The 21,439-nt window shown below is 66.0% G+C and carries 23 protein-coding genes; 11 read left to right on the top strand and 12 right to left on the bottom strand.

Annotation, left to right across the window (positions count from 1 at the left end):
* The first annotated feature begins 1 nt into the window (after nucleotide 1).
* Nucleotides 2–826 carry a Rossmann-like and DUF2520 domain-containing protein gene (locus AC07NT_RS06580; protein WP_498597241.1) on the top strand — a complete coding sequence of 275 codons (825 nt, stop codon included), beginning with the start codon at nucleotides 2–4 and terminating at the stop codon, nucleotides 824–826.
* A gap of 64 nt (nucleotides 827–890) precedes the next feature.
* On the top strand, nucleotides 891–2,885 hold the full coding sequence (locus tag AC07NT_RS06575) for an AsmA family protein (protein ID WP_498597242.1): 1,995 nt from the start codon (nucleotides 891–893) through the stop codon (nucleotides 2,883–2,885).
* Here AC07NT_RS06575 and AC07NT_RS06570 read toward each other — a convergent pair.
* Complete coding sequence (locus AC07NT_RS06570; RefSeq protein WP_498597243.1) at nucleotides 2,882–3,334, bottom strand: DUF2721 domain-containing protein; 453 nt, start codon at nucleotides 3,332–3,334, stop codon at nucleotides 2,882–2,884. The genes AC07NT_RS06575 and AC07NT_RS06570 overlap by 4 nt on opposite strands.
* Nucleotides 3,335–3,462: 128 nt before the next feature.
* Here AC07NT_RS06570 and AC07NT_RS06565 point away from each other — a divergent pair, with 128 nt between their 5' ends.
* Nucleotides 3,463–5,256, top strand: coding sequence for a caspase family protein (locus AC07NT_RS06565; protein WP_498597244.1), 1,794 nt, complete (start codon nucleotides 3,463–3,465; stop codon nucleotides 5,254–5,256).
* Here the strand turns inward: AC07NT_RS06565 and AC07NT_RS06560 are convergent.
* From AC07NT_RS06560 to AC07NT_RS06545, 4 genes are read right to left on the bottom strand one after another with little or no spacing between them, the layout of a single operon-like run.
* Nucleotides 5,253–5,486 (bottom strand): DUF3820 family protein, encoded by a 234-nt coding sequence (locus tag AC07NT_RS06560; protein ID WP_498597245.1) that lies wholly within the window; start codon nucleotides 5,484–5,486, stop codon nucleotides 5,253–5,255. The genes AC07NT_RS06565 and AC07NT_RS06560 overlap by 4 nt on opposite strands.
* Complete coding sequence (yciH, locus tag AC07NT_RS06555; RefSeq protein ID WP_498598491.1) at nucleotides 5,483–5,794, bottom strand: stress response translation initiation inhibitor YciH; 312 nt, start codon at nucleotides 5,792–5,794, stop codon at nucleotides 5,483–5,485. Before yciH ends, AC07NT_RS06560 begins: the two co-directional genes overlap by 4 nt.
* Nucleotides 5,795–5,835: 41 nt before the next feature.
* Entirely contained in the window at nucleotides 5,836–6,090 is a 255-nt protein-coding gene (locus AC07NT_RS06550) for a hypothetical protein (protein ID WP_498597246.1), read from the bottom strand.
* Nucleotides 6,091–6,126: 36 nt separating this feature from the next.
* On the bottom strand, nucleotides 6,127–6,369 hold the full coding sequence (locus AC07NT_RS06545) for a hypothetical protein (protein ID WP_498597247.1): 243 nt from the start codon (nucleotides 6,367–6,369) through the stop codon (nucleotides 6,127–6,129).
* Between the two features lie 131 nt (nucleotides 6,370–6,500).
* Here AC07NT_RS06545 and AC07NT_RS06540 point away from each other — a divergent pair, with 131 nt between their 5' ends.
* On the top strand, nucleotides 6,501–7,109 hold the full coding sequence (locus AC07NT_RS06540; RefSeq protein WP_498597248.1) for a 3'-5' exonuclease: 609 nt from the start codon (nucleotides 6,501–6,503) through the stop codon (nucleotides 7,107–7,109).
* Here AC07NT_RS06540 and AC07NT_RS06535 read toward each other — a convergent pair.
* Nucleotides 7,096–7,401: a hypothetical protein gene (locus AC07NT_RS06535; RefSeq protein WP_498597249.1), complete on the bottom strand. Its 306-nt coding sequence runs from the start codon at nucleotides 7,399–7,401 to the stop codon at nucleotides 7,096–7,098. The genes AC07NT_RS06540 and AC07NT_RS06535 overlap by 14 nt on opposite strands.
* A 64-nt stretch (nucleotides 7,402–7,465) precedes the next feature.
* Between AC07NT_RS06535 and AC07NT_RS06530 the strand changes: the two genes are divergently transcribed.
* The 3 genes from AC07NT_RS06530 to AC07NT_RS06520 all read left to right on the top strand — a co-directional run bounded on the left by AC07NT_RS06530 (nucleotide 7,466) and on the right by AC07NT_RS06520 (nucleotide 9,120).
* Nucleotides 7,466–7,693 carry a hypothetical protein gene (locus tag AC07NT_RS06530; RefSeq protein ID WP_498597250.1) on the top strand — a complete coding sequence of 76 codons (228 nt, stop codon included), beginning with the start codon at nucleotides 7,466–7,468 and terminating at the stop codon, nucleotides 7,691–7,693.
* Nucleotides 7,694–7,717: 24 nt separating this feature from the next.
* Nucleotides 7,718–7,984, top strand: a complete 267-nt coding sequence (locus AC07NT_RS06525; RefSeq protein ID WP_498597251.1) for a DUF4389 domain-containing protein — start codon at nucleotides 7,718–7,720, stop codon at nucleotides 7,982–7,984.
* An 83-nt stretch (nucleotides 7,985–8,067) separates the two neighbouring features.
* Nucleotides 8,068–9,120, top strand: coding sequence for a Vgb family protein (locus AC07NT_RS06520; protein ID WP_498597252.1), 1,053 nt, complete (start codon nucleotides 8,068–8,070; stop codon nucleotides 9,118–9,120).
* 20 nt (nucleotides 9,121–9,140) lie between these two features.
* Here the strand turns inward: AC07NT_RS06520 and AC07NT_RS06515 are convergent, their stop codons facing one another.
* Nucleotides 9,141–9,989: a PA4780 family RIO1-like protein kinase gene (locus AC07NT_RS06515; protein WP_498597253.1), complete on the bottom strand. Its 849-nt coding sequence runs from the start codon at nucleotides 9,987–9,989 to the stop codon at nucleotides 9,141–9,143.
* A gap of 24 nt (nucleotides 9,990–10,013) precedes the next feature.
* Nucleotides 10,014–12,089, bottom strand: a complete 2,076-nt coding sequence (locus AC07NT_RS06510; RefSeq protein WP_498597254.1) for an oxidoreductase — start codon at nucleotides 12,087–12,089, stop codon at nucleotides 10,014–10,016.
* A gap of 123 nt (nucleotides 12,090–12,212) precedes the next feature.
* Between AC07NT_RS06510 and AC07NT_RS06505 the strand changes: the two genes are divergently transcribed.
* The 3 genes from AC07NT_RS06505 (at nucleotide 12,213) to gorA (ending at nucleotide 15,446) form a co-directional block, all read left to right on the top strand.
* Complete coding sequence (locus AC07NT_RS06505) at nucleotides 12,213–12,383, top strand: hypothetical protein (protein WP_498597255.1); 171 nt, start codon at nucleotides 12,213–12,215, stop codon at nucleotides 12,381–12,383.
* Between the two features lie 120 nt (nucleotides 12,384–12,503).
* On the top strand, nucleotides 12,504–14,015 hold the full coding sequence (locus AC07NT_RS06500) for an ABC transporter permease/substrate-binding protein (protein ID WP_498597256.1): 1,512 nt from the start codon (nucleotides 12,504–12,506) through the stop codon (nucleotides 14,013–14,015).
* Nucleotides 14,016–14,066: 51 nt separating this feature from the next.
* A complete protein-coding gene (gene gorA / locus AC07NT_RS06495) occupies nucleotides 14,067–15,446 on the top strand; it encodes a glutathione-disulfide reductase (protein ID WP_498597257.1) in 1,380 nt (459 codons plus the stop codon).
* Nucleotides 15,447–15,531: 85 nt separating this feature from the next.
* Here gorA and AC07NT_RS06490 read toward each other — a convergent pair whose 3' ends face one another.
* A complete protein-coding gene (locus AC07NT_RS06490) occupies nucleotides 15,532–16,407 on the bottom strand; it encodes a bile acid:sodium symporter family protein (protein WP_498597258.1) in 876 nt (291 codons plus the stop codon).
* Nucleotides 16,404–16,931: an Mpo1 family 2-hydroxy fatty acid dioxygenase gene (locus AC07NT_RS06485; protein WP_498597259.1), complete on the bottom strand. Its 528-nt coding sequence runs from the start codon at nucleotides 16,929–16,931 to the stop codon at nucleotides 16,404–16,406. The genes AC07NT_RS06490 and AC07NT_RS06485 overlap by 4 nt, the downstream gene beginning before the upstream one ends.
* A gap of 110 nt (nucleotides 16,932–17,041) precedes the next feature.
* On the opposite strand from AC07NT_RS06485, the gene AC07NT_RS06480 reads away from it, so the two are divergent.
* On the top strand, nucleotides 17,042–17,746 hold the full coding sequence (locus AC07NT_RS06480) for a Crp/Fnr family transcriptional regulator (RefSeq protein WP_498597260.1): 705 nt from the start codon (nucleotides 17,042–17,044) through the stop codon (nucleotides 17,744–17,746).
* Between the two features lie 88 nt (nucleotides 17,747–17,834).
* On the opposite strand, the gene AC07NT_RS06475 is transcribed toward AC07NT_RS06480, so the two are convergent.
* Both AC07NT_RS06475 and AC07NT_RS06470 read right to left on the bottom strand, forming a co-directional pair.
* On the bottom strand, nucleotides 17,835–19,643 hold the full coding sequence (locus tag AC07NT_RS06475) for a DUF4209 domain-containing protein (protein ID WP_498597261.1): 1,809 nt from the start codon (nucleotides 19,641–19,643) through the stop codon (nucleotides 17,835–17,837).
* A gap of 176 nt (nucleotides 19,644–19,819) precedes the next feature.
* Nucleotides 19,820–21,412 (bottom strand): methyl-accepting chemotaxis protein, encoded by a 1,593-nt coding sequence (locus AC07NT_RS06470; RefSeq protein ID WP_498597262.1) that lies wholly within the window; start codon nucleotides 21,410–21,412, stop codon nucleotides 19,820–19,822.
* Nucleotides 21,413–21,439 lie beyond the last annotated feature (27 nt).

Here is a 21,439-nt window from a genome sequence, read left to right as displayed (position 1 = left end):
CATGCCTTTGCCCACGCTCAACCTGATCGGTGCCGGACGCGTAGGCAGGACGCTGGGCCAGCTGTGGCACAGCCGGGGCGTCTTGCAAATGCAGGACGTGCTGACCACCTCGATGGCCAGCGCACGGGCGGCGGTGGACTTCATCGGCACCGGCCACCCAGTCGCATCCCTGGAAACCATGCGTCCCGCCGACTACTGGCTGATCGCCGTGCCCGACCGGCAGATCGCCGCCAGCGCGCAAGCCCTGGCCCGTACGGGCCGACCACCGTCCATCGTCTTCCACGCCAGCGGTGCGCTGGCGGCGGCTGAGCTTGCATCCCTGCAAGGTCTGGGCTGGCAGATCGCCAGCGCGCACTGCATCCTGAGCTTTGCCACACCGGCCGCAGCCGTGCAGCAATTCGCCGGCACACCCTGCGCTCTCGAAGGCGAGGCCAAGGCCATGGCCGCTCTGCAGGCCCTGTTCAGCGCCCTCGGCGCGCGTTGTTTCACCCTGCCCTCGGCCGACAAGCTGCGTTACCACGCCGCAGCGGTCTTCGCCACCAACTTCCTGCCCGTGCTGCAGGCCACGGCCGAAGCGCTCTGGTTGAACAGCGGCGTGCCGTCCGAACTGCTGCCGCAGTTGCGCGCCACCCTGCTGCGCAATGCCGTGGACAACCTGCTGGCCCTGGGACCGGCCGGCGCGCTGACCGGCCCGGCAGCCCGCGGAGACACGGCCCTGGTGCAGCGCCAGTGGCATGCCGTCGCTGAGTGGGATACACAGGCGGGCGCCGCCTACGCAGCGCTGAGTGAGTTGGCCGCCAAACTGGCGCGCGACGGCAAGCTCTGATGCCAACCTGCAGCGGACCCGCTGCGTTATCCTGTCAGCAAGCCTGAGCTGTGAGACCTACGTCATGAACAAAGCCCTCAAAATCTTCCTCGTCGCCCTTGCCGCCATCGTCGTGCTGCTGGTGGCCGTGGTGGCCTTCGTCGTCGCCACCTTCAACCCCAACGACTACAAACCCGAGCTCATCAAGCTGGTCAAGGAAGAGACCGGCCGCACCCTGACCATCCCCGGCGAGATCCGGCTCACGCTGTTCCCGCGCATCGGCGCAGATCTGGGCCAGATTTCCCTGTCCGAAGCGCGCAGCGAGCAGGTCTTCGCGGCCGCCCAGCAGGTCAAGGTCTCGGTGGCACTGTTGCCGCTGTTTTCCAAAAAGGTGGAGGTGGACCGCGTGCTGGTCGACGGACTGAATGTCAAAGTGCAACGTGACCGCCAGGGCCATTTCAACTTCGACGATCTGCTGTCCAGCGGTGACAAGGCCCCTGCCCAGCCGGAGGCCGGCAAGCCGGAGGCGCCTGCCACCCTGCCCCTGCTCCAGGTTGGCGGCATCGCTATCACCAACGCCAGCCTGGACTACCGCGACAACGCCAGCGGCCAGCGCCTGAGCGTCTCCAGGCTGAACTTCAGCACCGGCGCCATCGCCGAGGGCAAAAAGAGTCCCCTGGACTTCGGCGCCGACCTCAAGGGAGAGAACCCGCAATTGGCCTTGCAGCTGAGCGTCAAGGGCGACTTCACGCCCCAGCTTGCGCAGCAAAAGATCCTGTTCGAAAACTTCAAGGCCAGCCTGGGTGGCGCCGCAGCCGGCCAACGCGATCTGCAAATCAAGCTGGGCCTGGCCAGCGTCGAGGCCAGTGCGCAAGCTGTCAAGGTCCCCGCGCTCACGCTGGAGGTCTCGGCCCCCAACCCGGCTGGCGGCACGCTGGCGCTCAAGCTGCAAGGCCCGGTCTCGGTCGACCTGGCCCATGAAGCCGCGCAGCTGGCCCTGGACGGCCAGCTCGACAGTACCAGCCTGGCCATCAAGGCCGGCGTAAAGCGCTTCTCGCAGCCGGCCATCGACTTCGACATTGCCGTGGGCGAACTCGACGCCGACCGTTACCTGCCCAAGAGCGAGAAATCTGCTGCAGCCGCCGGCAGCGGCCCGTCCGGGCCTGAAGCCGTGATCGATCTTGCACCGCTGCGCACGCTGGACGCGCGGGGCGCGCTCAAGATCGCCTCGCTCAAGTTCATGAACCTGCGCGCCGCCAGCATCCGCATGCAGCTCAAGGCCGCGGGCGGTAAGGCCGAGCTCCATCCGCTGACGGCCACGCTCTACGGCGGAGGTGTCAACGGCACCCTCACGGCCAACGCCCAGGCGCCGCAGACCCTGGGCGCCAAGCTGGACCTGCGCGGCATCAACATCGGCCCGCTGATGAAAGATGCGCTGGACCAGCAGCCCATCGACGGGCGCGGCAACGTGGCACTGGACGTCAGCACCGGCGGCAACACCGTGAGCCTGTTCAAGAAGAACCTCAACGGCACGGCTGGCGTGCAGCTCACCGACGGCGCCATCAACGGCCTGGACATCGCAGGCGCCCTGCGCAGCGCCAAGACCAGACTCGGCGGCGGCTCCCAGGAAGGCAAGGCCGGTGCCCAGGAGAAGACCGACTTCACCGAGTTCGGCGCCAGCTTCAAGATCAAACAGGGTGTGGCCCACAACGACGACCTCTCCGCCAAGACCCCGCTGCTGCGTCTGGGCGGCGCTGGCGACATCTTCATTGCCGAGGACAGGCTGGACTACACGGTCAAGGCCACCGTGGTGCCCACCCTGCAGGGCCAGGGCGGCCCCGAGATGGAACAGCTCAAGGGCCTGACCCTGCCCGTGCGCCTGAGCGGACCCTACAAGGCCATCGGCTGGAAGATCGACTTCGGCGCCGGTGCTGGCAACCGCGCCAAGGAGCTCGTCGACCAACGCAAGGCGCAGCTGCAGCAGGAGACACAGCAGCGCCTGGACGAGGAAAAAGCCAAGGCCGCGCAGCGCCTCAAGGAGCAAGCTGAAGACAGGCTCAAGAACCTGCTGCGGCGTTAATCAGTCACAGGCTGACCGAACTTCAGCACGCGCGTGGCCAGCAGGGTCTCGGCGAAGAAGCAGCACAGCGCGGCCATGAAGCAGCTCACGCCGGCCAGGAAGGCGTAGATCGCCAGCCGGTCGATCTGGAAGACTGTGGTCTCCCCCAGGAAGAGCACCACGATGGTCAGCCCGATCATGAAGGCGCAAAGGGTCAGCAGGCCAATGGTGCTGTTGGCCAGCAGGCCACGCTTGCGCAGCATGAGCAACTCGGCCTGCCATTGCGGCGCCAGCAGGGGTTCGACGTCCAGGCGCAGCTTTTCCTCCAGCACGCGACCGCGGTCGATGATGCGCGAAAGCCGTCCGGCCACGGCGCCGATCATCCCGGAGACGGCGGTCAGCAGGAAAACGGGGGCCACAGCCAGCTGGATGCCATGGGTGACGGTGGCGGAATCGACAAAAAGGGCCATGCGCTTGCTCGGTTGGACTCTGTGGTGACTGCGCGCCGATTATGACCATCTCCCACAAACAGGGGAAGACAGGCGTCGCGTTTGTGCCTATAAAGACGCACATCCACAAGCAGCTAGCAGGGGGTCCCATGAGCATCCGCATCCTGTGCATCCACGGCGTCAACACCAATGAGAACGGCGATTGGCTGGCCAAATGGCAGCAGTCCATCCGGACAGCGGCCGCCAGCGCCGGCGTGGCCGCCGACGCCTTCGAGGTCCACGAGCTGCGCTACAACGCGCACTTCGAGGCCGCCAGTGCCGACGCTGCCGTCTATGCCGATGCCGTCAAGCGCCTGTGGAACAGCTACTGGGCGCATCGTCGCGCCATGGGCCGTGGCGCCGAAAAAGGCCTGGGCACGCTGCTCGACAACACCATCGGCATGGTCGCCAAGTGGACCGCTCTGCCTCAGCTGCGCCAGCGGCTGTCCAGCGAGCTGGCGCAAAGCATCAAGAGCGTCAATCCACACGTGATCTGCGCGCACAGCCTGGGTTCGCTCATCACCTACGACACCCTGGCCGCCCAGCAGTCCCTGGCCCAGGACCGTCTTTTCGTCACCCTGGGTTCGCAGATCGGCCACCCGGCCCTGGCCGAAAGCTTCGGGGGCTACCTCAAGCCCCTCACCACCGTGCGCCACTGGTACCACCTCTTCAATTCCGAAGACGCGGTGCTGACCTGCGAGCTGGATTTCCCCGAGGCCCCTTTCACCCAGCTCGACACCTTTTTCGACGAATGGGGCCCGCTGGACCACAGCGCCGAGCAGTACCTCGTGCACGAGGTCACGGCCAGCAATGTCTGGGCCGGCCTGGCCAGCTCCCTGCCACGCAGTGCGAAACCCGCCAAGCCCAGGCCGGCACCGGCCGTGGGCGGCACCTGGTTCAAGGCGCCTACCATCCAGCGCCGCAGCCCGCGCAAGCGCCGCGTTCTGCTGATCGGCATCAACGACTACCCACAGCCGGAGAATCGCCTGAGCGGTTGCGTCAATGACGTGTTCCAGATGAGTGCCATGCTGCAGGAGCGCGGCTACCAGCCCGAGGAAATCCGCGTGGTGCTCGACGCACGGGCCACCACCCGCGGTGTGCAGGAGCGGCTGCAGTGGCTGCTCGAAGACGTGCGCGCCGGCGACGAGCGTGTCCTCTTCTACTCGGGCCACGGCGCCCAGGTGGCCGCCCTGGATACCGACGGTGAACCCGACCACAAGGATGAGGCCCTGGTCACCTACGACTTCGACTGGAGCGGCAACACCGGCATCACCGACGACATGCTGGCCCAGTACTACGCCAACCTGCCCTACGAGGCGCGCTTTTCCATCATCCTGGATTGCTGCCATTCGGGTGGCATCGCACGCGCCGGTGGCGTGGCGGTGCGCGGCATCAACCCGCCCGATGACGTACGCCACCGCGGTATCGAATGGGACGTGGACAAGCAGATGTGGTTCCCACGCAAGAAGCTGGACCTGCGCGGACGCATGAACAAGGCGCCCGCCGATGTGGTGCGTCGTTACCTGGGAATGGATGGCGCCACCCAGAAAATGGGCCGTGCCGTGGGCCGCTGGAGCGACAACCCGGCCGCCTTCAAGGCCGCCACCAGGCGTCTGGGCCACCACGGCCCCTACAACCCCGTGCTGCTGGCGGCTTGCCGGGAAGACCAGTACGCCTATGAATACACGCATGGTTCCGTGCCCTACGGCGCCATGACCTTCATGCTGATCCAGCAGCTGCGTGCGACCGCCGGACGCAAGACACTGGAGGACGTGGTGACGCAGTGCAACAGCGTGCTCAAGAGCAAGCTCGGTTACGAGCAGGAAGTGCAGCTCTACCGCCCGCGCGAACACCAGCAGACGCGTTTTCCCGGCAAGGCACCCGTGGTGAAGAAAAAGGCCTAGGGACCTTTGCGCAGTTGCCGGCGCAACGGCGTGAGCAAGCCGGACAGACCGTTGTGGTCGATCTCATGCATCAGGGCCAGCAGGCGACCCAGGTCTCCGCTGGGAAAACCTTCGCGTGCGAACCAGTTCAGGTAGTTGCCGGGCAGGTCCGCGATCAGGCAGCCCTTGTGTTTGCCGTAGGGCATTTCCACCGTCAGCAGGCGCTGCAGCTGCTCGGCATCGGGGATCATCCGCCGGACCTCTTGGCCGCATAACCCCGGGCCTGCAACAGTGCCAACACCTTGTCAGTATGGTCACCCTGTACCTCGATCACACCGTCCTTGACCGTGCCGCCGGTTCCACAAGCCGCCTTGAGCTGCTTGCCCAGCTGGGTCAGCGCCGTGGCATCCAGCGGAAGGCCCCGCACCACCGTCACGGCCTTGCCGCCGCGACCGCTGGTTTCGCGCGAGACCCGCACCTTGCCGTCCCCCAGCGGCTGGGTGGCCTGCTGTTGTTTGCAGGCGCACTGCGCCTGCGGTCGACGGCAGACCGGGCACATGCGCCCGCCCTCGGTGGAATAAACCAGACCCCCGCCGCTCTTCAAGGTTCGAACCTGGCGTTGAAGGTGGTGACGTCGGCCTCGTTCTCGAAGCTCACGAGCTGCCCCTGTTTGCGGTCGGCCAGGCGGCTGGCGGCGAAGAGGCTGTAACGACCCTTGAGTCCCATGGCCGCCAGATCGATCAGCGCATAGGGAAAGGGCACGAAGACCTGGTGCTCGAACAGGATGCGGTGCGCGTTGCGCGGCGAGGGGTAGAGCTGGTAGTCACCGCTCGTGAAGGATTTGCTGCTTTGCATGGGGCGTTATGTCGAACGCCCGATTATCCCCGGCGCTCAGACCTCGTAGTTGCCACGCGGTGCCCGGCGCCTCTCCAGCTGGTACAGCCGGCGCTCCTCGGTCTCGATGGTGGTGATCTGCTCGCGCGCCATGTGCAGGATTTCGTTGAGCTCGCGCGCCCTGTCGTAGGAGCGGCCATGGGACTCGTTCGCCAGTTTGCGCGCCACGTCCTGCATCACCGACAACAGCTTGGACATCTGGTCGATGTGGTCTGCCCGTTCTTCGAAGTCGAAAACCATGATCCACCCCTGAGTATCTAGTTTGCGCCCGGTATGGCCCACCTGCCTTGTATCGCAGCAGTTCGTGCGAAAGAGCATACTCAATACCCAGGCTTTTGTCACCCCAATCTCGCACAACGATAAACAGGCGCATGAACACCCATCAGAACACCCCGGGCAAGGAAGAAATCGCCCTGCTCGACCCTTTCGAGCGCCTGGGTATGGACCGCATCCGCCTGGTCAGCAGCGTCAAGGAAGCCGAAAAAGCCTGCGCCGAACTGGCCAGTGTTGCCCACCTGGGCTTCGACACCGAATCCAAGCCCACCTTCCAGGTCGGTGAACAGTCCGACGGGCCGCACATCGTGCAACTCGCCACCCCCGAACAGGCCTGGGTCTTTCAATTGCATGAACCCGCCAGCCGTGCGCCGGTGGCCGAGCTGCTGGCGCTGCACAGTGTCACCAAGGCCGGCTTCGGCCTGGGCGACGACCGCAAGCGCATCACGGCCAAGCTGGGCGTGGAGCCGGCCGGTGTGCTGGAGCTCAACGCCGTGTTCCGTGAGCGCGGCTACCGCAAGGACATGGGCGTGAAGGCTGCCGTGGCCATCCTTTTCAACCGCCGTTTCCTCAAATCCAAGAAGGCCGCCACATCTAACTGGGCCAACCCTCGGCTCACGGAGGCCCAGCTGGTCTACGCCGCCAACGACGCCTGGGCCGCCATCCGCGTGTTCCACGCCCTCGGGCTGGGTGCTACGCCGGCTTGAGCTCGTACATCCCGTCACCCATATTGCGCAGCGGGCCAAAAACGGCCGTGATGGCAGCGGTTTCGGCGGCCTGCCATTGCTCGACGATCTCGCGCTCAGCATCGGTCAGCGCGGCAACATCAGGCTGCTCGCCGTAGGCCGCCGCGATGCGCTGGTAGGCCAGGTACACGGGCAGGACCAGGCTGGCATCGCCCAGCGTGTCTTCCAGCGCACGGCGAAAGCGCGACACGGCCTCGCGGTGCCGGGGCTCGGACTCGCCCTCGGCGTCGAACAATTTGACGGTGTAGTTCATCTGCTGGCGAGCATACCCGCTGCCAGTGTGTACAGTGAGGCCTGAAGAACTGACAGGTGCATGGATGGCAAAACAGAGTGAATGGCCGGGCAAGGTGCTCATGCTGATCAAGGGCGGCAACGCGGCTGCGGCCATCGCCCAGATCAAGGTGGCGCCCACGGTGAAAGACCTGCAACAGCTGCAGGCCGCCATGGACAAGGCCCAGCTCAAGGGCCGCTGGCGCAACGTGGACCTGGCCATCGAGGAAAACCTGGCCCTGCTGGCCGCCCCGCGCCTGCACCGTTCGCCGTAAACGACCCATACACAGGAGGGCCCCATGAGCGACATGACCAACATCCCCGAAAAACGCAGCCTCTGGCTTCGTGTGCTTTTCATGCTCCTGATGGGCATGGCCCTGTACCTGGCCCTCAGCGTGCTGGGCGCCCTGGCCCTGGTGCAGCTGCTGCTGTCCATCGTGAGCGATGGTCCCAACGAACGCCTGCAGCACTTCGGTCGCAGCCTGGGGCAGTACCTGCGCCAGATCACCGATTACCTGAGCTTCGCCAGCGAAGAGACGCCCTTCCCCTTCAGCGACTGGCCCTGATCCCGGGCGCTTGCCCCCCGGCCCAGCTTGCTGCCAGAATGGGTGCCCCGCCCTGGCGGGTGCCACCGCAAGGAGTCACGGCCATGAGACCCGCATCGTTCGCTCGCCCTCACGCCCCGCCTGAGGTTCCCGGTCCTCAGCGCCGCCAGGCCCTGGTCGCCTTGCCTGCCCTGGCCCTGGGCCTGTGGGGCGCCCCCGGCAGCGGGCATGCCCAGGCCCTGAACTCACGTCTGCAATCCTGGCCGCTCAACACACCGCGTGCCACCGGCATCCATGACATAGCCCCAGCACCCGACGGCGGGGTCTGGTTCTCCGCGCAACGCAGCGGCCACCTGGGCTGGTTCGACCCGCGCACGGGCAAGACCGAGCTCATCACCCTGGGCAGCGGTTCCTCGCCCCACGGCGTCATCGCCGGTCGCGACGGCGCAGCGTGGCTCACCGATGGCGGACAGAACGCCATCGTGCGCGTGAGCTGGCCCGCGCGCGAGGTGCGCGTCTATCCCCTGCCCGCGGGCACGCCTTACGCCAACCTCAACACCTGCGCCTTCGACGGCAATGGCGACCTCTGGTTCACCGGGCAGAGCGGTTATGTGGGCAAGGTCGCGGTGCGCAGCGGCACCGTCAGCGTGCAGGCCGCGCCGCGCGGGCGTGGGCCCTACGGCATCTGCGCCACGCCCAAGGGCGACATCTGGTGGTGTTCGCTGGCCGGTTCCTACATCGCGCAGATGGACCTCCAGACCGGCGCCTCGCGCATCGTCGAGCCGCCCACACCCAAACAGGGCGCTCGCCGCGTCTGGTCCGACAGCCGGGGCCGCATCTGGGTGGCCGAATGGAACAGCGGCAACCTGTCCATGCACGACCCGGCCCTGGGCTCGGGCGCGGCCAGCTGGCGCACATGGAAGGCGCCCGGCGACAGTCCGCGTGTCTACGCGGTCTACGTGGACGACAAGGACATGGTCTGGGCCTCGGAGTGGGAACACAACGCCATGCTGCGTTTCGATCCGCGCTCGGAAAAGTTCGAGGTGCTGGCCATGCCGCGCGCGGGCGCATCCATACGCCAGATCCTGGGGCGCCCCGGCGAAGTCTGGCTGCCCGAAAGCGGCAACGAGTTCATCTCGGTGATCCGCACCGCTTGAGCCGACGCGGCCCGTCGCACTCAGCGGGCCGTCTGCATGCGCAGCTGCCGCGCCGCCTCTTCAGCCCGCGCATCGTCGATCACCCGGATCACACCCCCCACGTCCACCGTACCCACCGGCTGCTCGAACTTGCCGCTCAGCACCGTCTCGGTATTCAGCACACCGCGCTGGTACAGCTCCCATATCTCGGGCCCGTAGTCGGTCAACAGCAGTTCGGGTGCGAACTGCCCGAAGAAGCCGCGCAGATTGGCCACATCGCGCAGCAGCATGCGGGCGGCATGGTTGTTGCCGGCCGCGTCCACCGCCTGCGGGAGGTCGATGATCACCGGACCGTCCGCCGCCAGCAGGATGTTGAACTCCGACAGGTCGCCGTGCACGACGCCCGCGCACAGCATGCGCACCACCTCGGTCAGCAGCGTGGCGTGGTGCGCTCGCGCTTCTTCGGCGGTGAACATCACGTCATTCAGGCGCGGCGCCGCATCGCCGTGCTCGTCCGTCACCAGCTCCATCAGCAGCACACCTTCGTGGAAGTTGTAGGGCTTGGGCACCCGCACGCCGGCCGCAGCCAGGCGGTAGAGCGCATCCACCTCGGCGCTCTGCCAGGCCGCCTCGATGGCCTGGCGGCCATAACGCGAGCCCTTGGCCATGGCACGGGCCTGGCGTGAGTTCTTGACCTTGCGGTTCTCGGTGTAGTCCACCGCCTGGCGAAAGCTGCGCTGCGTGGCTTCCTTGTAGACCTTGGCGCAACGCGTCTCCTCGCCGCTGCGCACCACGTAGACCAGCGCCTCCTTGCCGCTCATGAGCTGGCGCACCACCGTGTCGATCAGGCCTTCTTCCAACAGGGGTTGCAGTCTTTCGGGTACTTTCATGCCCCCATTCTGCGCCCTGGCCCTTTACAAACGCGCCGCCAGCCGCGCGGCCTGGTCGATGGCGCGCTTGGCATCCAGTTCGCCCGCTTCCAGCGCACCACCAATCAGGTGCACGGGCTTGCCGCCCGCCTGCAGTTCATCGGCAAGCGTGCGCAGCGGCAGCTGGCCCGCGCAGAGCACCACCGTGTCGCAGGCAATCCAGGTGGGGTTCTCGCGCTGCTCGCCATACGTCACCAGCAAGCCTTCGTCACCGATGCGCTCGTAGTTCACGCCGCCGATCATCTTGACCTGCTTCATCTTGAGCGCCGCACGGTGGATCCAACCCGTGGTCTTGCCCAGGCCATCACCCAGCTTGCCGGCCTTGCGCTGTAGCAAAGTCACCTGCCGCTCGGGCGGGCTCACCTGCGGGCCCTCGGCGCTCAGGCCGCCGCGCTGTTGCGCCGGGTCCGTCACGCCCCACTCGGCCAGCCAGGCCGGCAGGTCCACCGTGGTGGAGTGGCCTTCGCTCACCAGGAACTCGGCCACGTCAAAACCGATGCCGCCTGCCCCCACGATGGCCACGCGCCGGCCCACGGGTTTCTTGTGGCGTAGTACATCGATGTAGCTCAGCACCTTGGGGTGGTCCTGCCCCGCGATCTTGGGGTCGCGCGGCGTCACGCCCGTGGCCACGATCACCTCGTCGAAAACCTGCAGGTCTGCCGCCAGCACGGCGCTGTTCAGATGCAGCTGCACGCCCGTGGTCTCCACGCGCCGCGCCAGGTAACGCAGCATCTCGTGGAACTCTTCCTTGCCCGGCACCACCTTGGCCATGTTCAGCTGCCCGCCGATCTCGCTCGCCGCGTCGAACAGATGTACTTCATGCCCGCGCTCGGCGGCCAGGGTCGCCGCCGTCAGGCCAGCCGGGCCGGCGCCCACCACGGCGATGCGTTTGCGCTGTACCGTGGGGCGGTAGACCAGTTCCGTCTCGTGGCAGGCGCGTGGGTTCACCAGGCAGCTCGTGAGCTTGTTCTTGAAGATGTGGTCCAGGCAAGCCTGGTTGCAGGCGATACAGGTGTTGATGTCGTTGGCCCGACCCTGCACCGCCTTCTTCACAAAGTCCGCGTCGGCCAACAAGGGCCGGGCCATGGACACCATGTCGGCGTCGCCCTCGGCCAGCAAGGCTTCAGCCACCTCGGGCGTGTTGATGCGGTTGGAGGTGACCAGCGGTGTCGTGATGCCCGTGGCCGCGAACTCGGCCTTCATCTTCTTCGTCACCCACGCGAAGGCCGCGCGCGGCACGCTGGTGGCAATGGTGGGCACCCGGGCCTCGTGCCAGCCTATGCCGGTGTTGATGATGCTGGCGCCGCCCTGCGCCACGGCCTTGCCCAGGGTCACCACCTCGTCCCAACTGCTGCCGCCAGGCACCAGATCGATCATCGAGAGCCGGTAAATGATGATGAAGTCGCGGCCCACGGCCTCGCGCGTGCGCGCCACGATCTCCAGCGGCAGGCGCATGCGCTGGCTGTAGTCGCCGCCCCACTGGTCATCGCGGTGGTTGGTGTGTTTGGCCAGGAACTGGTTGATGAAATAGCCCTCGGAGCCCATGATCTCCACGCCGTCGTAACCGGCCTCACGTGCTTTCATGGCGCAGTTCACGAAGGCGCGGATCTGCCGCTCCACGCCCCGTGTCGAGAGCTCAAAGGGCTTGAAGGGGGAGATGGGTGACTTGATGGCCGAGGGCGCCACGGCCAGCGGGTGGTAGGCGTAGCGCCCCGTGTGCAGGATCTGCAGCGCGATCTTGCCGCCAGCCTCGTGCACCGCGCGGGTCACCACCTGATGCCGTTTGGCCGCACCCGAAGTGGAGAGCGTGCCCGCAAAAGGCTTGGCCCAGCCCGCGATGTTCGGCGCAAAACCGCCGGTCACCATGAGCCCCACATCGCCCTCGGCCCGCTCGCGGAAATAGGCGGCCAGCTTGCTCAGGTCACGTCCGTCTTCCAGGCCCGTGTGCATGGAGCCCATGAGCACGCGGTTCTTGATCTGCGTGAAACCCAGGTCCAGCGGGGCCAGCAGATGGGGGTAGAGGGACAGACCGGGAAGCGTGGCGTGGGCGGATGCAGACATGGCGGTTTTGGGGTGTGCAGGAGCAATGTTGCCGCCATCATAGGCCCGCACTCCGGGGCGGCAGGGCCACCCCGCCGAATGGGCTAACATTACGGTTTTATCGTTCGTCAGAAGGAGCCCCAGATGGGCAACAAGATCGTTACCGAAGCAGCCCGCAAGGCCACCCCCCGTCCCAAGCCGCTCAACGGCGTGACCCTGCCCACCGGCGGCCGCGGCCAACGCGTCAGCCTGGAGCGTGGCGTCGCCACCCGCAGCAAGAAGAACCCGGGCAAGCGTCCCTCGAAGGGCGGCTGATCCCGCGCTGGCTCCGGCCAGCTTCAGCACCGACAAAGGCCCTCATCGAGGGCCTTTTGTTTTGCAGCGCGCGGGGGGCGACAATGCAGCGATCCCCACCCCGTCCCTCCCAGCCCACGCATGACACGCCTGAAAGTCCTCACCGCCAGCCTGCTCCTGCTGGCCTGCGTACTGCCGGCCGGCGGCGAGACCCTGCGGGTCGGCTCCAAGCGTTTCACCGAGGCCTACATCCTGGCCGAGATCGTCAGGCAAACCGCCCAGACGGCCGGCGAAGCGGAAGTCTCCCACCGGCAGGGGCTGGGCAACACGGCCATCCTGCTGGGCGCCTTGCAGGCCGGCAGCATCGACCTCTATCCCGAATACACCGGCACCATCGCGCGCGAAATCCTGCGCCTGGACCATGTGCCGCCTCTGCGCGAGCTCAACGAGCGGCTCGCCCCCCTGGGCCTGCGGGCCTCGGTACCCCTGGGCTTCAACAACAGCTATGCCCTGGCCATGCGCGAACCCGAGGCCGCCGCGCGCCAGATCACACGCCTGTCGGACCTGAAGAAACACCCCGATCTGCGTTACGGCCTCTCGCAGGAATTCATCGGCCGTGCCGACGGCTGGCCCGGCCTGCAAGCAGCCTACGCCCTGTCGCCGGCCCGGCCTCGCGGACTGGACCACGGCCTGGCCTACGAAGCCCTGGCCCAGGGCCAGGTCGATCTCATCGATATCTACGCCACCGACGCCAAGATCGGCCCCTACCAGCTGCGGGTGCTCGTGGACGACGCGAACTATTTCCCGCGCTATGACGCGGTGCTGCTGCACCAGGCCAAGCTGCCCCAACGCCTGCCCCAAAGCTGGGCGGCCCTGACCCGGCTCGAAGGCCGCATCGACGACAACACCATGCGCCGCCTGAACGCCGGCGCGGAGCTCGAAGGCAAGGCCTTCGAGCGCGTGGCCCGCGAGTTTCTGGCCGGCGGCCTGCCCCTGGCAGAGCGCACCGCCACCCCCGGCTGGCTGGACAAGCTCCTCGGCCCCGACCTGCTGCGCCTCACCCTGGAACACCTGGCCCTGGTCTTTCTCTCGCTGGGCGCGAGCATGGTGGTCGGCATCCCCCTGGGCATCCTGGCGGCCCGCCATCCGCGGGCCCGGGCGCTCATCCTGGGCACCACCGGCGTCCTGCAGACCATCCCCTCGCTCGCCCTGCTCGCCATCTTGATCCCCATCACCGGCAGCATCGGCCTGCTGCCGGCCTTCATCGCCCTGACCGTGTATGCGCTGCTGCCCATCGTGCGCAACACCCACGCCGGGCTCAGCCAGATCCCCGGCGGTTTGAAACAGGCGGCCCAGGCCCTGGGCCTGGGTTCTGCCTCCACCCTGCGCCTGATCGAACTGCCGCTGGCCCGCACCACCATCCTCGCGGGCATCAAGACCTCGGCCGTGATCAACGTCGGCACCGCCACCATCGCGGCCTTCATCGGCGCCGGCGGCTTCGGCGAGCGCATCGTCACCGGCCTGGCCTTGAACGACAACGCCACGCTGCTGGCCGGCGCCATCCCCGTGGCGCTGCTGGCCCTGTTGATCGAAGGCGTTTTCAATCTGGCCGAGCGCGGGCTCTTTCCGCAAGCCTGGCGCCGCACAGCCTAGGTCCGTGATCACCAAGCAGACGACTCACCCGGAGCCAGGAAGAGAAACGACATGCCAAACTACAACTTCGACTTATTTGTGATCGGTGGCGGCTCGGGCGGTGTCCGAGCCGCGCGTGTGGCGGCCGGCCTGGGCGCCAGAGTGGGCATCGCCGAAGGCTTTCGCTACGGCGGCACCTGCGTCATTCGCGGTTGCGTTCCCAAAAAGCTCCTGGTCCAGGCCGCGCATTACTCGGAAGATTTCAAAGACGCCGCCGGGTTCGGCTGGACGGTACCACCCGCATCCTTCTCATGGCCGCAGCTGGTCCGAGCCAAGGAAAAGGAGATCTCGCGCCTGAGCGGCATCTACGAGCAGTTGCTGCACGATGCCGGTGTGCAAACCTTCCAGGCCTATGCCCGTTTTGAAGACCCGCACACCCTGGATGTGCAGGGCCGGCGTATCACCGCGCAGCACGTTCTGATCGCCACCGGCGGCGCACCGCACCTGCCCGACATTCCCGGCATCGAACACGCCATCACCTCCAACGAGGCCTTCGACCTGCCCGCCCTGCCCCACAGGATTCTGGTGGTCGGCGGTGGCTACATCGCAGTGGAATTCGCCGGCATCTTCAGGGGCTTGGGCGCCGACGTCACGCTGGCCCACCGCGGCGAACAGCTGCTGCGCGGTTTCGACGGTGCGGTGGCCGCGCATCTGGAACAGGAAATGGCACTCAAGGGCATCTCCCTGTGCATGAAGACACAGGTGCACGCCCTGCAGCGCGTTGCCGACGGCCAGGTCGAGGCCCGGCTCAGTGGCGGCCTGCGCGGCGCGGCCGTCTTCGACACCGTGCTGTACGCCACCGGCCGCACGCCGAACACCAGCGGCCTGAACCTGGGCGCCGCGGGCCTGACCGTATCGGCGCGCGGCGGCATACCGGTCGATGCCATGGGCCAGACGGCGCTGCCCCACATCCATGCGGTGGGCGATGTCACCGATGGTCCGGCCCTGACCCCGGTGGCGCTGGCCCAAGGCGGCGCCGTCGCCCGCAACCTCTTCGGCCCGCAGCGCAACGCCATCCGGCTTGGGCATGTGGCCTCGGCGGTGTTCAGCCAGCCGCCCATAGGCACCGTGGGCCTGAGTGAAGAAGCGGCACTGCTTCAGTATGGTGACGTCGATGTGTACGAATCGCGTTTCCGCCCGCTGCGCCACACCTTGTCGGGTCGGGCAGAAAAGACCTTGATGAAGCTCGTGGTCGACACGGCCAGTCAACGCGTGCTGGGCGCGCACATGGTCGGTCCGGACGCGCCCGAGATCGTGCAAGGCCTGGCCCTCGCGCTGAACCTGGGCGCGAGCAAGGCCGACTTCGATGCCACGGTGGGCATCCACCCCACCTCGGCAGAGGAGTTCATGACCCTGCGCGACAAACGCACGGTGCGTCGTACGCCCACCTGACAGCCTGCGAGGCTGTAGCTGGAATGTGGCCCAGGAACAAAGGCCCTCGGTGAGGGCCCTTGTTTGGTTGAACTTGGTCGAGTGTTCAGGCTGCCGCGGTCTGCATCTGCCGCCGACGCAACACCAGCAGACCGAACAGCGTGGCCGTGAGGTACATGCTGACCGAGTAGATCGCCGCCGGCAGCGCAAGCTGGAAGTTCTGCAGCACCGACAGTGCCACGAAGATCGCCAGCGTGGAGTTGTGGATGCCGATCTCGAAGCTCACCGCCGTGGCCATGGGCTTGTCCAGGCCGGCCCAGCGCGAAAGGTAATACCCCGCCAGCAGGCTCAGCAGGTTGAAGGCCAGCACCACCGGGCCCAGGCTGGCGAAGGATTCCGTCAGCGCTGTCCATTCCTTGGCGATGGCGATGACCGAGAACACCGCCAGCACCACGGCGCTGAGGATCTTCATGGGCTTTTCCATGCGCGCCGCAAAAGCCGGTCGCTGGCGGCTCACCACCATGCCGATGGCCACCGGCACCAGGATCACGCCCACCACCTCGAACACCTTGCCGAACTGCAGCGGCACCACCTGCCCCGTCTGCGCGAAGGTGGCGATGGCCCAGTTGGTGATCAGCGGCAGGCTCACGATGGACAGCACCGTGTTGATGGCCGTCAGCGAAATGTTCATGGCCACGTTGCCGCCAAACAGATGGCTGAACAGATTGGCCGACACCCCACCCGGCGAAGCCGCCAGCAGCATGAGCCCCACGGCATACACCGGCGCCACGCCCAGACCCACGATGAGCGCCCAGGCCACGGCCGGCAGCAAAAGCATCTGGATGGCCAGGGCCAAGATCACCGCCTTGGGCTGCTGGCGCAGACGCGCGAAGTCACCCAGCGAGAGCGACAGGCCCAGGCCGAACATCACCAGGGCCAGGGCCCCGAGCAGCAGCGCCGGCAGTGCCGCCGTAAAGCTCATGCTGCAGCCACCCGGCGCGCACCGTGCGCACCCTCACCCAGGCGACGCTGGATCTCGGCATGCACGTCCTGGCGCAGGTGCAGGGCAAAAGCTGCCTCGGCGGTCAGGAACAGCGGCCCCACGAGCAGGCCCACCATGTCGTCCACAAAGGCCGGCTTGCGGCCCTCCCAGTAATGCCCCAGGAACTGGATGACCCAGCCCACGACAAACAGGCCGATGCCCCAGCCCAGCCAGACCGCCGTGCTCTGCGCGGCGATCCACTGGCTGATCCACAGGCTCAATACGAGTTGCAGCACCATGGCGATGCCAAAGCGCAGGTCCAGCCGCAGGTAGAAGATGGAAGACAGGATGGCCAGCAACAGCGCCGGCGTGGCCAGCAAGCCACCGATGTCCCAACCCGGGCGCGACAGCAGCGTGGTCACGGCCAGCACGATCATGGGGATGCCCACGAAATGCGTGGCCACGTTGCGCTGGTCCTGGTGGTAGGCCGCGTACTGCGTGAGGTGGTCGGTGAGTGTTTTCATGGGTGTCTCCTCTTCGGTGTCTTTCACATTGACAGATATCAATGATCGACCTACCCTCGGCCACAGTCTGTCAGGTACCCGACACAAGCCCTCGCCCCCGTACAAACCCCATGTCCGATCCGCAACACTACCTGCCCCTGCTCCAGACCGGCCTCTGGTACGCCGGGCTGCCCGCCGATTTCGCCCACGCCCTGCTGCACATGGCCAAGGTGCGCACCCTGCAGACGGGCGAGGCCCTGTTCCTGCGCGACGGCCCGCCCTGCGGCCTTTACGCCGTGGTGTCCGGCGCCATCCGCATCTCGGGCCAGAGCGGCCGCGGCGACGACGCGCGCGAAGCCCTGCTGGTGGTGCTGCCCCCGCCCCAGTGGTTCGGCGAGATCACCGTCTTCGACGGCGCCACCCGTACCCACCACGCGCACGCGGCCGAGCCCACCACGCTGCTGCAGGTGCCCCAGGCCGAACTGCTCGCTTGGTTGAACGAACACCCGCAGCACTGGCGCAACCTGGCCGTGCTCATGGCCGACAAGCTGCGCCTGGCTTTCCTGACGATGGAAGAGCAGACCGTGCTCAGCGCCCCGTTGCGCCTGGCGCGGCGCCTGGTGGGCATGGCCGAGGGTTATGGCGTGCAGACCGGCCGCGGTGGCACGCGACGCGTACTGGCAGTGACGCAACAGGAACTGGCGTTGATGATCGGCGTGTCTCGGCAGACGACGAACCAAATCCTCAAGGAGCTGGAGGCGCAGGGGATCGTGGCTGTGCAACGTGGGGGGGTCGAGATTCTGGATCTTCCTGAACTAAGGGCTTTGTCACGATGACATGTCTGCTTGCGACCCGTTGCGGGCAAGTCGCCAGTTAGCAAAGTGGCCGTTCAACGTACAGATCTATAGTTGATCCGACAGTCGGCTAACTCTTCAAGTGCGCAAAGGTGCGAATAGCCAACAGTGAGTGGATGACCCAGTTCGCGGTGCCGCGATTCAATATCTCTGGGCTAGCCAGCCCGTGAGCGACGCGGTTGCGCAGGTTGAGGCCCTTGGGGTCGGTGTAAAAGGCGCGGAGATGATGGATCAAGGTGGATTGGACCTGTTCTTTGAATGATTCGGCGCGCAGGACATCTCCCATGCCAATCACCTTGAAGCCGCCTGCGCGGCGATCTTCCTCCATCGGCGACTCGCCCAGCGCGCTCAGCCATTCGCGCAGCGCGGCCTCCGCCTGCGGTACCAGCAGATGAACGGCCTTCACATGGTCCTCGGCAAACCACGCGTCAATGCCATCCTTGAGCAAGCCGCTCGAGCTAGAAGGAAACAAGGGGCTCTGACACAGCCAAGCCAGTAGCCCTTCGGCATCCAACGCCCATCGCGTCTTCGCCCGATCCAGAGCCATGTGCAACCACGGAGCCGAATGGCCAATGAGCGTGGCTGCCATGTTCAGCATACGGCCGGGCATGTCGTCTTTGACAGAGCCGATCGTCGCTCGGGTGAAGCCGTTCTCGCCCATGATGCTCATCGGGATGTGCGCCTGCAGCGGAGCGTTGGCTGCGGAGTCCTCAACCATCTGCCGCAGCTTGTCTTCGTCGGTCATCATGTGGACCGCGATACGGCCCAACGACCTTTCCAAGGAGTCCTTAAGCAAGGTATCCAGCCATTGATCCATCTTCTCTTGGGGCACCTCGATCTTGATCTCGTGTCGCGTCATCGAGGTCTCGGCCTCCTCGCTTCGCGCCTTGATCGCGGCATCCACGCGGGCCGCGTCCTCCATCAGCTTCGCATGCCGGTAGCGTGCGCTCAGATCCTGTAGCCATGCGATGGCGGTGAGGGCGTTCGTCTTGGCGGCAATGGCTTCGAAGGCCGCTCCCGCCTTCTTGACCGCAGCGATGCCAAGCTCCGGATGGCCCAGCTTGTCATGCCAGCGCCGCAGCCGGTCCGCAGCCATTTGGGCCTGATGCGGGTCGAAATGCTTCTCGTCTCGAATGTCAGAGTGAATCTCGAGCGCCTCATCGAGCCAGGAGACCAACTCCGCTCGTTCGATCTCCGTCAGCTCCACGCTCTTGGGCTCCCACACCATGTTATCGAGGCGCCACCAATAGCCTGACTCACCCACGGCGCGCTGCCTGCGGCTTTGCTCAAAGGCGGCGCGCTTGGCGCGCTCTACGCGATCGGCGTCGTGGATGTGGAGCGCGAGTTCCAGCGCCCGCTCCAAAAACTCCCATGCTTGATATTCGCTGTGGGACAGCCCCTTGTCTGTGGCCATCAATCGAGCGTCAATCGAGCGCTGGGCAAGCTCACGCGGCAGATCAATGCGCTCGTCGGTGCGATGACCCCTATTCCAGATCCGGCCGATCTCCCATGTAAGGTCCGCGTATCTGGCTCTAAGGACGGGATGGGGCGTCTGCTCCGAGCGCTTCCTCCAATATTCGATGATTTCGGAGCCGACGGCTTTGGCGTCAGGGACGTAAACCATCTCCCCATCTTCTCTCTGGCCAGAGAAGATCGGTCCGAAGTAGCTGTCCCAGGGGCTGCGATCATCGCCCCGAACGGGGACGAACCTCAACCCGAGAATTTCCGCCTGGCAGCCCAGCCGCTCATCGGAGCTGAGCTCGGTAGATCCCACGAGCTGCTCTAACTGGGTCGAGAATTCGTAAGCGTCTATCGGCTCCTGCGAAGCCTCGATCTCCGCGAGCCGAGCTGCGATGGCTGGGAGGATGACGATAGGCATGAGCCATTCTGCATCAGCCTAAGCTGCCCGCCCAGAGGCGACAAGGGCCTCGAATTGAGGCCCTTGTCGGGAATCCGCTCAGCAGACTAAACGAACGACTTGATTCTAGGGCGCTTGCCTAAATGGGAGACATAAAAAAGCGGCCGTGACGGCCGCTCATGTGGTCCCCGGCGGTCTTACCGCAACGCCAGGAAACTCTGCTGTTGTCCACCCGACTGCCCACTGAGCTTGAACACCGCCACGGTCTGCACCAGCTCGTTGGCCTGGCCCTTGAGGCTGGAGGCCGCCGCCGCCATCTCTTCCACCAGGGCCGCGTTCTGCTGCGTGGCCTGGTCCATGTTCGTCACAGCTTCGCCGATCTGGCCGACGCCGGCGCTCTGCTCGGCACTGGCGGCGCTGATCTCGCCCATGATGTCGGTCACACGACGGATCGCGGCCACCACTTCCTGCATGGTGTTGCCGGCCTGGTCCACCAGGGCCGTGCCCTGCCCTACGCGCTCCACGCTGTCGTTGATCAGGGTCTTGATCTCCTTGGCGGCGTCGGCGCTGCGGCCAGCCAGGCTGCGCACCTCGCTGGCGACCACGGCAAAACCGCGACCCTGTTCGCCGGCACGGGCGGCTTCCACAGCGGCATTCAGCGCCAGGATGTTGGTCTGGAAGGCGATGCCGTCGATCACGCTGATGATGTCGGCGATCTTCTTGCTGGAATCATTGATGCCCTTCATGGTGCCCACCACCTGGGCCACCACCTCGCCGCCCTTGACGGCCACCGTGGACGCGTTCTGTGCGAGTTGGTTGGCGGTGCGGGCGTTGTCGGCGTTCTGCTTGACGGTGGAAGAGAGTTCTTCCATGCTGGCGGCGGTCTGTTCCAGGGCGCTGGCCTGGCTTTCCGTGCGCGCGCTCAGGTCCTGGTTGCCCTGGGCGATCTCGGCGCTGGCCGTGGCCACGCTCTCCGAGCCCTGACGCACCTGGGACACCACGCGTGACAGGCTGCCCTGCATGTCCTTAAGGCTGTTGAGCAGCTGGCCCACCTCGTCGGTGCGGCTGTTGTCGATCTGCATGCTCAGGTCACCCTGGGCCACGTCGCGCGCCACCTCGCTGGCCTGTTGCAACGGCTTGGTGATGGAGCCGGACAGCAGCCAGGCGCAGGCCACGCTGAGCAAGAGGCTGACCACACCGAGACCCACCATGAGGTTGCGGCTGGTTTCGTAGTTGGCCTGGATGTCCTGCGCCAGCTTGTCGATGTCCTCGCGCTGGCTGTTGAGCAGCGCTTCGATCTTGGCGATGTAGACCTTGGAGGTGGGCGTGAAGCGCTGGTCGAGGATCTGGTTGGCTTCTTCCAGCTTGCCTTCCTTCTTGAGCGCCACCAGCGCGTCGCGCGCGGCGATGTAGATCTTTCTCTGCTCACCGATCTCTTCGAACAAGGCCTTGTCGCGCGGCTTCACCATGAGACCTTCGATGGTCTTCTGGTATTCGCCGGAGCTTTTGGTGGAGGCCGCCTGGTCTTCGGCGAAGTAGGTGGCCAGAGAAGGGTCGCTGCTCTTGGCAATGGCGGCGGTGCGCCGGATGCCGGTGTGGATGTTGCGGTACCAGTCCCCGATGAGGCGCTCGGTCTTGACCGGCACCGCCATCATGTTGCGCGTGGCCTCCGCCACCGAGGCCAGGCGCGAGATGCTGACCAGGATGGTGATGAGGGACAGCAGCAGGACCAACGCAAACCCCAGACCCAGACGCTTGGCAACCGAGAGGTTCGAAATAAAGGCTGGCATGGAAGGTTCTCTCAAAACAAGTGGATC

The sequence above is a fragment of the Hylemonella sp. GW821-FHT10B10 genome (assembly GCF_059415585.1).
The sequence above is the reverse complement of the archived record's forward strand: the minus strand, read 5'-3'. Positions and strand labels throughout refer to the sequence as shown.

Excerpts from the sequence above, each read along its gene's own strand:
- AC07NT_RS06505 (WP_498597255.1), top strand. The coding sequence starts at position 12,213 with ATGGGCAACAAGATCGTTACCGAAGCAGCCCGCAAGGCCACCCCCCGT.
- AC07NT_RS06580 (WP_498597241.1), top strand. The coding sequence starts at position 2 with ATGCCTTTGCCCACGCTCAACCTGATCGGTGCCGGACGCGTAGGCAGG.
- AC07NT_RS06530 (WP_498597250.1), top strand. The coding sequence starts at position 7,466 with ATGGCAAAACAGAGTGAATGGCCGGGCAAGGTGCTCATGCTGATCAAG.
- AC07NT_RS06525 (WP_498597251.1), top strand. The coding sequence starts at position 7,718 with ATGAGCGACATGACCAACATCCCCGAAAAACGCAGCCTCTGGCTTCGT.
- AC07NT_RS06540 (WP_498597248.1), top strand. The coding sequence starts at position 6,501 with ATGAACACCCATCAGAACACCCCGGGCAAGGAAGAAATCGCCCTGCTC.
- AC07NT_RS06515 (WP_498597253.1), bottom strand. The coding sequence starts at position 9,989 with ATGAAAGTACCCGAAAGACTGCAACCCCTGTTGGAAGAAGGCCTGATC.
- yciH (WP_498598491.1), bottom strand. The coding sequence starts at position 5,794 with ATGTGCCCGGTCTGCCGTCGACCGCAGGCGCAGTGCGCCTGCAAACAA.
- gorA (WP_498597257.1), top strand. The coding sequence starts at position 14,067 with ATGCCAAACTACAACTTCGACTTATTTGTGATCGGTGGCGGCTCGGGC.
- AC07NT_RS06560 (WP_498597245.1), bottom strand. The coding sequence starts at position 5,486 with ATGATCCCCGATGCCGAGCAGCTGCAGCGCCTGCTGACGGTGGAAATG.
- AC07NT_RS06490 (WP_498597258.1), bottom strand. The coding sequence starts at position 16,407 with ATGAGCTTTACGGCGGCACTGCCGGCGCTGCTGCTCGGGGCCCTGGCC.
- AC07NT_RS06470 (WP_498597262.1), bottom strand. The coding sequence starts at position 21,412 with ATGCCAGCCTTTATTTCGAACCTCTCGGTTGCCAAGCGTCTGGGTCTG.
- AC07NT_RS06570 (WP_498597243.1), bottom strand. The coding sequence starts at position 3,334 with ATGGCCCTTTTTGTCGATTCCGCCACCGTCACCCATGGCATCCAGCTG.
- AC07NT_RS06545 (WP_498597247.1), bottom strand. The coding sequence starts at position 6,369 with ATGGTTTTCGACTTCGAAGAACGGGCAGACCACATCGACCAGATGTCC.
- AC07NT_RS06480 (WP_498597260.1), top strand. The coding sequence starts at position 17,042 with ATGTCCGATCCGCAACACTACCTGCCCCTGCTCCAGACCGGCCTCTGG.
- AC07NT_RS06510 (WP_498597254.1), bottom strand. The coding sequence starts at position 12,089 with ATGTCTGCATCCGCCCACGCCACGCTTCCCGGTCTGTCCCTCTACCCC.
- AC07NT_RS06485 (WP_498597259.1), bottom strand. The coding sequence starts at position 16,931 with ATGAAAACACTCACCGACCACCTCACGCAGTACGCGGCCTACCACCAG.
- AC07NT_RS06565 (WP_498597244.1), top strand. The coding sequence starts at position 3,463 with ATGAGCATCCGCATCCTGTGCATCCACGGCGTCAACACCAATGAGAAC.
- AC07NT_RS06475 (WP_498597261.1), bottom strand. The coding sequence starts at position 19,643 with ATGCCTATCGTCATCCTCCCAGCCATCGCAGCTCGGCTCGCGGAGATC.
- AC07NT_RS06575 (WP_498597242.1), top strand. The coding sequence starts at position 891 with ATGAACAAAGCCCTCAAAATCTTCCTCGTCGCCCTTGCCGCCATCGTC.
- AC07NT_RS06535 (WP_498597249.1), bottom strand. The coding sequence starts at position 7,401 with ATGAACTACACCGTCAAATTGTTCGACGCCGAGGGCGAGTCCGAGCCC.
- AC07NT_RS06550 (WP_498597246.1), bottom strand. The coding sequence starts at position 6,090 with ATGCAAAGCAGCAAATCCTTCACGAGCGGTGACTACCAGCTCTACCCC.
- AC07NT_RS06520 (WP_498597252.1), top strand. The coding sequence starts at position 8,068 with ATGAGACCCGCATCGTTCGCTCGCCCTCACGCCCCGCCTGAGGTTCCC.
- AC07NT_RS06500 (WP_498597256.1), top strand. The coding sequence starts at position 12,504 with ATGACACGCCTGAAAGTCCTCACCGCCAGCCTGCTCCTGCTGGCCTGC.